Here is an 8,189-nt window from a genome sequence, read left to right as displayed (position 1 = left end):
AGTACGTTTTATTCTTTATACAGTTCAAATGTAAGAGTCTCATCATCTAATAGTTTCGCATCTTGAAATGCATCGTCTATTGTTTTTTGATGATTGATAATTCCATAAAATAAGCGAATTGTAAACATAAGTGCTGCATTTCCATCCACATAATCTGTTGAACCAATGTATGCTTTCACACCACTATTTAAAAAAACTTCCGCAAGTTTTGGATCCCCTAAAGTACAGCCACTATTGATAATATATTTATTATGCAATTTTGCATATCGTTTGATTTCACCTACACCAAAGTTCCCTCTCGGTTCATCTTCTTCATATACATCTTCTCCTAATTCCCCCATTATTAACTCACCTTCATCACCATGGAAACAAAAAATAATATAATTTACATCTTCATACAAACTTTTCCCTGAAAGAACATCTATCAAATCACGTGGCCGACAAATCCAATATGTAATAACTCTTGCCCCCAAATACTCAAATGTCGCTCGAAGTGCTTGTGCTTCTAAATCAGAATTATCCCCAACTACCAATGCAATATTCAAATGAATCCCTCCGTTCCTAAGGTCATTTCATATATACCTGTTTCTTCTAAAAAGTCTTCTCTGGTTAGCGCTTGCTTTTGTAAGTACTGCCTATATGCCGTGATTGTTCCATCATGTGAAACAACATAGATTCTTTCTGCCTTTAATGTACAGCACCAATTGATGAATTGATCTGCAATATTCCCAAATTCCGTCTCTGAAATCGTATTCACCCCCTCATTCCACAATATACCATTTATACTTTCTCCTAAAGAAAAACTAGGAAATAATTCTTGAATCAACTGCTGATTTAGTAACTGATCACAAGGCAATGTTCTCGCTCCTTTACGATACGGAAAAATACGCGGGGAAATATACGGATGTGTTACTTTACGACAGAACATTTGCGAACTCCATATTGCCGCAGTTTGTAATGTTCGGAGGGTGGGACTTGCGATTAATACATCAGTTTCCTCTAGTGGCAAACTACTTTGAAGTAATAACGCTTGTTTCTCACCTTCTTTTGTCAAAGGCGGATTCTCTACTTGCAAACTCATTGGTAAATCTTTCGTATGCTTCCCTTCACCATGTCTTATGAAAATAAGTTTCATTGTTTTATTCCTTTCAGTAAAAATAAGCGCCTCCTTCTACAATTCTTTCTTCTTTATCATCCTCTGAATTCCTTCCACAATATTTTTTAGCGCAATGGTAAATACAAATGTAAAAAACATTTGACACACATTTTGGAAATTATTATGATAAATGATGTAAAACCTTTTTTACACCATTTATTTTTTTAGGAGGGTTCACAAAGATGAAATGGCTTATTTATTTTATCGGCATGATAATATGGGGATACATAAATGGATTTTTTAGTAGTGATAAAACTGCTAATCCTTGGATTAAAGATGATGAGCGAGAACAAAAAATTAAGCATAAAGCAATTATAGCGAGTTGGTCAGGAATTTTTATGTTTTGTATAATTAGCCTTTTTAATAAATTATTAGGTTTAGGTGGAGGAGAAAAATCACCTTACTTACCAGATCCCTTCGCCACTATTTTAAAAGAAAATGTTGAGTTACAAGTTTTAATTATACTTTTCATCATGTATGGAGTTTTTTATTTATATTATCGAAAAAAATTGAGCGCTTAAGCCTGTTCATTCATTAATCCATCATTTCAAACTCATGATTTTCCTCCCAAATGGTTATAGTAACAGAGATAAAGTGAAACTTTAATCAGCCCTCACCAATCGGGCTTTTACGGGCAGTTTATCTCCCACCTAACTTCTTTGCTTTCGCCAAATTTTGAGGTGAGAGTATTACTGTTCGTTAATGCGGGATAAAACGAAACTCTGAGGAGGATATATCAATGAGTAACTCAAACGACTTTTTAGACACAATACAAGAGAAACAAGCGAAAGACGAGCAGAACAGAAAACACCAAGGCAAAGGGAACCCTGGGAAAAAGAAACCAAATAAAACACACAAATAATCATCAGCAAAAATGGATTTACCTAAAATAATTTTAGGTGAATCCATTTTTTAGTTCTCTTTTACAGAAACAACATCATCCCAATTCCACATCTCATAATAACTCCCCAGTACATCAATATTTCTAATCCATTTCTTCGCTTTCGATCCATCACGGTTTGCCAGCCACATGTCAGCTGTTTTGCGATTTGAACGCACCCAAGTCAGCTGCTTGTTGCGTTTTATATACAATGGGTGATAATCTCCATATTTGTTAGGAGGGATTGTAATCTTTCGTTGTAAATCCGTTTCAATATCAACTTGATATAAAGAAGGTAATGACCTTTTTTCTTCTTCGTTTGCCCACTCCATTTCTCTTGCTCTTGAAAGAGTAAGCAGTTTGTCGTTATGCCAAGTAAAATCCCAATCAACATATCCTTTAGGAGTAAATTTTTCTCGCTGAAGAGCAGGTAACTCTTTTACTTTAAAATGTTTATTCTCTAACGCAACCCTCCCGCTTCCTTCAATATAAGCTAATATATTTTTCGATGGAGCCCATTGTATCCACCTGCCGTTTAGTAACATTTGATTCACTTTTTCAAAATGACTGCCATCCGCTTTCAAAAGACAAAGTGTATTACTATCAGCTGACCACGAGGCAGTTGGTTCAGCTAAAAAAGCAATCCACTTTTGATTTGGCGACCACTTGAAATTACTTGCAACATAAGCTAGGAAATCCTCCTGCATACTCGGCAATGAATACAGGTGCTTCATTTTATTTGGATTCATTCCAGCATCACTTTGCACTTCATATAACTGCGCTCCTGTCCAACCTGTCGAAAGCAGCTGAGCAGTGGAAGATACGAGAAATTTCTTTCCATCTGGGTACCATGCATAATCCCCTACACCTGACGATACATTTTCAAATGTTGCATTCTTTTTTTCTGCATCAAATATATTTAACGTGCCTGTAAATTCAAATGCAATTGTATTTTCTACCGGGGACCATTGATAGTTTGTTGCTTCTGCATGAAACGGGACAATCTTTTTTCCATCCGCAACTCGGTACAATTCAAGTCGATTTTGTTCTTCCCCCTTTGCGTATGCAATCCATTTCCCATCATGTGACCATTTTGGCTTTGTTATGTACTCTCCTTTTGTTATTTGTTTTTCTTGTCCATCTATTTTCAACCACAGATTATGACCACGAATAAACGCTACTTTTATCTCGTTTATCTCAGCTTGAACAGTAGGCACAGCTTCACATAAACAGTAAATGCAGATAATAGAAACAATAAGGTGCTTCCACATTTTTCTTCGATCCTCCTATCGCTCATCCACCTTATCATTCCCTGCATTTTTTATTTAAATAAAATTATTGTTGACAACTTTTCAAATATAGTTTCATAATACAAAACATAGTTTAGTTAAACGAATTATATATCGGCTTTGGAGGAATCCTAGTAGCGACTTATATCCCTGTCTCAGAGAACTGATGGTTGGTGCGAATCAGTACACATACAAGCGTGAATTACAATTCTGGAGCTTCTTTCCCATAGTGCAAGTAAGCATGAAGGGAAAGACGGGTCTTTCCGTTATCTTAAAGTGAGTGGTAAACAATTTTTCTGTTTACAAGTAGGGTGGTACCGCAATTTCTATCGTCCCTATCGGAGTTTCCGATAGGGACTTTTTTGCATCCCCCTTTTTAAACAAATTCATATATTACGCGTTGAAAGAATCGCAGTAGTAACTTATATCCCTGTCTCAGAGAGCTGATGGTTGGTGTGAATCAGTACATATACAAGTGCGAATTACAATTCTGGAACTTCTTTTTCGTAGTGCTATTTATTGCATGAAGGAAGAGACGGATTTTTCCGTTATCAATAACTGATAAGTAAGCACATTCTTGCTTACAAATAGGGTGGTACCGCGATTTTTTCGCCCCTATCGGAGTTTCCGATAGGGGCTTTTTCTGTTTCTCACAAAAGAAATATTAAATAATTCCGAATCTTATGATAAAATTTTATAAGCGCTTACAATGATTGAAAGGTGGTGATATATGCCAAAGAAACCGTAGCAATGTTTACAGATAAAAAAGGAGGATGTATCAATGACAAAAAAAACAGAAATTCCATCACATTTAAAACCATTTGTATCTAAGCAACATTATAATCAGTACACACCAGTTAACCACGCTGTGTGGCGTTACATTATGAGACAAAATCATAGTTTCCTCAAAGATGTTGCCCATCCAGCCTATGTCAACGGGCTACAATCATCTGGTATTAATATAGATGCAATTCCAAAGGTTGAAGAAATGAATGAATGCTTAGCACCAAGCGGCTGGGGCGCAGTAACAATTGATGGACTTATCCCTGGCGTAGCATTCTTTGATTTCCAAGGTCATGGTTTATTACCGATCGCAACAGATATTCGTAAAGTAGAGAATATCGAATATACACCAGCTCCTGATATTGTTCATGAGGCGGCTGGTCATGCACCAATCTTACTTGATCCTACATATGCAAAGTATGTACAACGATTTGGACAAATTGGAGCAAAAGCTTTCTCAACAAAAGAAGAACATGACGCTTTTGAAGCAGTGCGCACGTTAACAATCGTGAAAGAAAGTCCAACTTCTACACCCGAAGAAGTTGAAGCTGCCGAAAGAAAGGTAATCGAAAAACAAAAACTTGTTTCTGGATTATCAGAGGCAGAACAAATTTCTCGTCTATTCTGGTGGACGGTCGAGTATGGATTAATTGGAGATATAAATAATCCTAAAATTTACGGTGCTGGCCTTCTTTCCTCCGTCGGTGAGAGCAAATATTGTTTAACAGACGCTGTAAAAAAGGTTCCATTCTCAATTGAAGCTTGCACAAAAACGACCTATGATGTGACGAAAATGCAACCTCAACTATTTGTTTGTGAGTCATTTGAAGAATTAACAGAAGCGCTTGAAAAGTTCTCTGAAACAATGGCTTTCAAGACAGGAGGCACAGAGGGCTTAGAAAAAGCAATCCGCTCTGAAAATACAGCAACAGCTGAACTAAGTAGTGGGTTACAAATTACAGGCACATTTGCAGAAACAATTCAAAATGATACTGGTGAAGTGATTTACATGAAAACAAATACACCAACCGCATTAGCGCTAAACAATCAACAACTAGCGAATCATTCTACAGCTGTACACCAAGATGGATTTGGCACACCGGTTGGTTGGTTAGAAGGTAATATTGCATTAGAGGACTGTACAGCAGAAACATTACAATCATTAGGCATTATTATCGGTAATCATGCCGAACTTTCCTTTACAAGCGGTGTTCATGTAAAAGGAACCGTAACAGACATTGTGAAAAACGATGAGAAGATTGCTCTTATCTCATTTACTGATTGCACAGTTGTCTACAAAGATCGTCTATTATTTGCTGCTTCATGGGGAGCGTTTGATATGGCAGTTGGTTCAAAAATTACTTCTGTATTCCCGGGCGCAGCAGATGCAGCCGCATTCTTCCAGATGGATGAAGAAAAAGAAGAAGAACCAACGCCACTTGCATTAACGGAACTTGATCGCATGTATCAAACGGTTCGTGATATTCGAAACGAAGGAGCATTACAAGATTCACATGTAGAACAGTTAGTAGCCATTCAAGAAGTATTAAATAAGTTCTACGCAAAAGAATGGTTGCTTCGCCTTGAAATTTTAGAATTGCTTTTAGAATATAACAAAGGACACGAAACATCTGCTACATTACAAGAGCAGCTCTCTGCTTTTACAGAAAACGAATCTGTACAACGTTTAATTCATAATGGACTTACCCTACTTCCAATAAAGGATGTGAAAAATGATGCAACGCCTAACAAATGAAGAAGTACAAGAGGAATTGATGAAGTTAGATAAATGGACAGTGAAAGATGAAAAATGGATTGAAAGAAAATATATGTTTTCCGACTACTTAAAAGGTGTCGAATTTGTCTCTGAAGCCGCCAAACTATCAGAAGAACATAATCACCATCCATTTATCCTTATCCAGTATAAAGCAGTCATTATCACTTTGTCATCATGGAATGCAAAAGGCTTAACAAAACTTGATTTTGAGCTAGCAAAACAATTTGATGAACTCTTTTTACAAAATGAAAAAGCAATTATAAGAAAATAAACAGGAGAAGCCTTATTTAGGCTTCTCCTTTTACAATGAAATGAATACAGTGACCAAATGGATCCTCTACTTGTAGTATTCCATCTTTGTACGTCGCAATAGCGCCAATATATTTTAAGCTTTCACATACTTGCTCTTTTTCTTTCTCATCAGCTAGTACAATTGTGAAATATTTCAAGCCAACAGAATTTGGCATTTGCTGTGGTATCCCTTCACCTTGCCATGTATTAAAACCAATATGGTGATGATATCCACCGGCTGAAACAAACAATGCACCATTACGAGCTGGGATTGTTACTTCAAATCCAAGTCCATCCACATAAAAACGTCTTGCTTCTTCTAAATCAGCTACATGGAAGTGAACATGTCCCATTACCGTACCACCTGGAAACCCATTCCATGCACTTCCTTGTTGTAATAATCCTTCACCATCTAATGGGTTACTAACAAATGGAAGCTCTCCCTCTTCATCACGCCACACTTCTCTTTGACGATCATGATAAATTTCAATTCCATTTCCATCCGGGTCAGACAAATAAATAGCTTCGCTAAAGTAATGATCTGCTCCGCCTTGTAACGGATATACTTTTTGTACAAGATGAAGAAGGATGTTTGCTAAATCCTTTCTGCTTGGCAATAAGATTGCATAGTGGTATAAACCAGTGCGGCCTCTTTGCTTTGGAAGAGCATTCTCTTTCTCTTCTATTATAAGAAGGGGTTCATTATCTTCATTACCAAACGTAACGATCGTTTCCTCTTCTTTGATCACTTTCATTCGTAATACATCTGTGTAAAATGCAATTGACTTTTGTGTATTCGATACGTGTAAATGAACAACGCCGAGTGTTGTATTTGGATGAAGTTGAAAGCTCATATTGTTATACCCCCAGGTTCAATTAGTCTTTTTTAAATACCGTGGCTTTTAAGAAATTATCTACAAAACCATCAGCTTTCGCAACAAATAAGTAAAGACCCATTGCTAATAATGCAAGTTCTAATTCAAATCCAGGATTCTTTCCATCTCCTAGTAAACCAGCTGACCATTTTACTTTTATAATTGCTCCAACCATAATTAATGCAAATAATAACCCGATATATCTTACACCTAAACCGACAATTAATAATAGACCACCGACTAATTCTGCTGTTGCTACGCCATACGCAAGGCCACCTGGTAAACCAATACTTGTAAACCATCCTGCAATATTGTCAATTCCTGATTGGAATTTTGTTAAACCGTGCATGAAGAATGTTATTCCTAACACGATACGAATAATTAAATTACCAATTTGTTGATTCATTTCTTTCTCTCCTTTATTGTTTTGTTATACAAAACTTTTATTCTCATTACAAAACATACAATAATTTTTTTTATTCGTCAATTCATTTTTCTTGAGAAAAAATATAATTTTTTTGCTATGATACAAATAGTTGTTTACAAAAAGGAGATTGATTTTATGAACATTGGTTCTGCAATACGTGAAATTCGTCAACGCAGAGGCATCACAATCGCCCAAATTTGTGAAGGAACAGGACTTTCTAAAGGTTTTATGAGTCAGGTTGAAAATAATAAAACCTCGCCATCCATTTCAACTTTAGAAACCATTTCTAATTTTTTAAACGTTCCTCTCCCTTATTTGTTACTTGAACAAAAAGATCGCATGAAAATTGTAAAAAAAGAAGAGCGAAAATACAGTGTGTACGGAAAAGATGAGCAGAGAATTGAGCATGTCGCTGAACAAGGTGGTCTTCGTTTATCTTTAGTAGAAATCCCAATTGGGTTCCCAAAAGAAAACATACCAAATGCTCATGAAGGTGAAGAATGCCATCTTGTGTTACGTGGAAAATTAGAAGTGCAGCACGGAGAAGATATTGCAATTGTAGAAGAAGGAGATTCTTTTTCCTGGAGTGCATGCGTACCGCATATTGTGCGCAATATTGGCGAGGAATCTGCATTATTACTTATCTCCAGCCATGCTGAAAATCGAAAGCGTGTATATTAAACAGCAATGCAAATAATACAAAAAGCCTGT

10 protein-coding genes and 2 other annotated features are annotated in these 8,189 nt (G+C 36.4%); of the genes, 5 read left to right on the top strand and 5 right to left on the bottom strand.

The genetic code is table 11. The features are described from left to right. Positions 1–8: 8 nt before the first annotated feature. Positions 9–545 carry a delta-aminolevulinic acid dehydratase gene (locus V7183_RS05510; RefSeq protein ID WP_097896984.1) on the bottom strand — a complete coding sequence of 179 codons (537 nt, stop codon included), beginning with the start codon at positions 543–545 and terminating at the stop codon, positions 9–11. Then, positions 542–1,135 (bottom strand): histidine phosphatase family protein, encoded by a 594-nt coding sequence (locus V7183_RS05505; RefSeq protein ID WP_335358937.1) that lies wholly within the window; start codon positions 1,133–1,135, stop codon positions 542–544. The genes V7183_RS05510 and V7183_RS05505 overlap by 4 nt, the downstream gene beginning before the upstream one ends. Before the next feature lie 203 nt (positions 1,136–1,338). On the opposite strand from V7183_RS05505, the gene V7183_RS05500 reads away from it, so the two are divergent. Then, positions 1,339–1,677 (top strand): phosphoglycerate mutase, encoded by a 339-nt coding sequence (locus V7183_RS05500; RefSeq protein ID WP_097896986.1) that lies wholly within the window; start codon positions 1,339–1,341, stop codon positions 1,675–1,677. 218 nt (positions 1,678–1,895) lie between these two features. Continuing rightward, complete coding sequence (locus tag V7183_RS05495) at positions 1,896–2,018, top strand: DUF4023 domain-containing protein (RefSeq protein ID WP_097896987.1); 123 nt, start codon at positions 1,896–1,898, stop codon at positions 2,016–2,018. 50 nt (positions 2,019–2,068) lie between these two features. Here V7183_RS05495 and V7183_RS05490 read toward each other — a convergent pair whose 3' ends face one another. Next, a complete protein-coding gene (locus V7183_RS05490; protein WP_335358936.1) occupies positions 2,069–3,307 on the bottom strand; it encodes a TolB family protein in 1,239 nt (412 codons plus the stop codon). Between the two features lie 129 nt (positions 3,308–3,436). Continuing rightward, positions 3,437–3,665, top strand: a binding site (T-box leader). Between the two features lie 51 nt (positions 3,666–3,716). After that, positions 3,717–3,945, top strand: a binding site (T-box leader). Positions 3,946–4,106: 161 nt separating this feature from the next. Between V7183_RS05490 and V7183_RS05485 the strand changes: the two genes are divergently transcribed. Continuing rightward, positions 4,107–5,864, top strand: coding sequence for an aromatic amino acid hydroxylase (locus tag V7183_RS05485; RefSeq protein WP_335358935.1), 1,758 nt, complete (start codon positions 4,107–4,109; stop codon positions 5,862–5,864). Continuing rightward, positions 5,842–6,156, top strand: coding sequence for a 4a-hydroxytetrahydrobiopterin dehydratase (locus V7183_RS05480; RefSeq protein WP_097896990.1), 315 nt, complete (start codon positions 5,842–5,844; stop codon positions 6,154–6,156). Before V7183_RS05485 ends, V7183_RS05480 begins: the two co-directional genes overlap by 23 nt. A gap of 16 nt (positions 6,157–6,172) precedes the next feature. On the opposite strand, the gene V7183_RS05475 is transcribed toward V7183_RS05480, so the two are convergent. After that, the gene (locus V7183_RS05475; RefSeq protein ID WP_335358934.1) at positions 6,173–7,030 is read right to left on the bottom strand and encodes a VOC family protein; all 858 of its coding nucleotides are present in this window, start codon (positions 7,028–7,030) and stop codon (positions 6,173–6,175) included. Positions 7,031–7,052: 22 nt separating this feature from the next. Beyond that, positions 7,053–7,457 (bottom strand): DoxX family protein, encoded by a 405-nt coding sequence (locus tag V7183_RS05470; RefSeq protein ID WP_335358933.1) that lies wholly within the window; start codon positions 7,455–7,457, stop codon positions 7,053–7,055. Positions 7,458–7,613: 156 nt separating this feature from the next. Here V7183_RS05470 and V7183_RS05465 point away from each other — a divergent pair, with 156 nt between their 5' ends. Further along, positions 7,614–8,159, top strand: coding sequence for a helix-turn-helix domain-containing protein (locus V7183_RS05465; protein WP_097896993.1), 546 nt, complete (start codon positions 7,614–7,616; stop codon positions 8,157–8,159). The last annotated feature ends 30 nt before the right edge of the window (positions 8,160–8,189 follow it).

The sequence above is a fragment of the Bacillus sp. JJ1127 genome, assembly GCF_036965845.1.
Lineage (GTDB): Bacteria > Bacillota > Bacilli > Bacillales > Bacillaceae_G > Bacillus_A.
The sequence above is the reverse complement of the archived record's forward strand: the minus strand, read 5'-3'. Positions and strand labels throughout refer to the sequence as shown.

What these genes read in the sequence shown, in the direction of transcription:
- V7183_RS05505 (WP_335358937.1), bottom strand. Translation starts at nt 1,135, where the DNA reads ATGAAACTTATTTTCATAAGACATGGTGAAGGGAAGCATACGAAAGAT.
- V7183_RS05500 (WP_097896986.1), top strand. Translation starts at nt 1,339, where the DNA reads ATGAAATGGCTTATTTATTTTATCGGCATGATAATATGGGGATACATA.
- V7183_RS05495 (WP_097896987.1), top strand. Translation starts at nt 1,896, where the DNA reads ATGAGTAACTCAAACGACTTTTTAGACACAATACAAGAGAAACAAGCG.
- V7183_RS05490 (WP_335358936.1), bottom strand. Translation starts at nt 3,307, where the DNA reads ATGTGGAAGCACCTTATTGTTTCTATTATCTGCATTTACTGTTTATGT.
- V7183_RS05485 (WP_335358935.1), top strand. Translation starts at nt 4,107, where the DNA reads ATGACAAAAAAAACAGAAATTCCATCACATTTAAAACCATTTGTATCT.
- V7183_RS05480 (WP_097896990.1), top strand. Translation starts at nt 5,842, where the DNA reads ATGATGCAACGCCTAACAAATGAAGAAGTACAAGAGGAATTGATGAAG.
- V7183_RS05475 (WP_335358934.1), bottom strand. Translation starts at nt 7,030, where the DNA reads ATGAGCTTTCAACTTCATCCAAATACAACACTCGGCGTTGTTCATTTA.
- V7183_RS05470 (WP_335358933.1), bottom strand. Translation starts at nt 7,457, where the DNA reads ATGAATCAACAAATTGGTAATTTAATTATTCGTATCGTGTTAGGAATA.
- V7183_RS05465 (WP_097896993.1), top strand. Translation starts at nt 7,614, where the DNA reads ATGAACATTGGTTCTGCAATACGTGAAATTCGTCAACGCAGAGGCATC.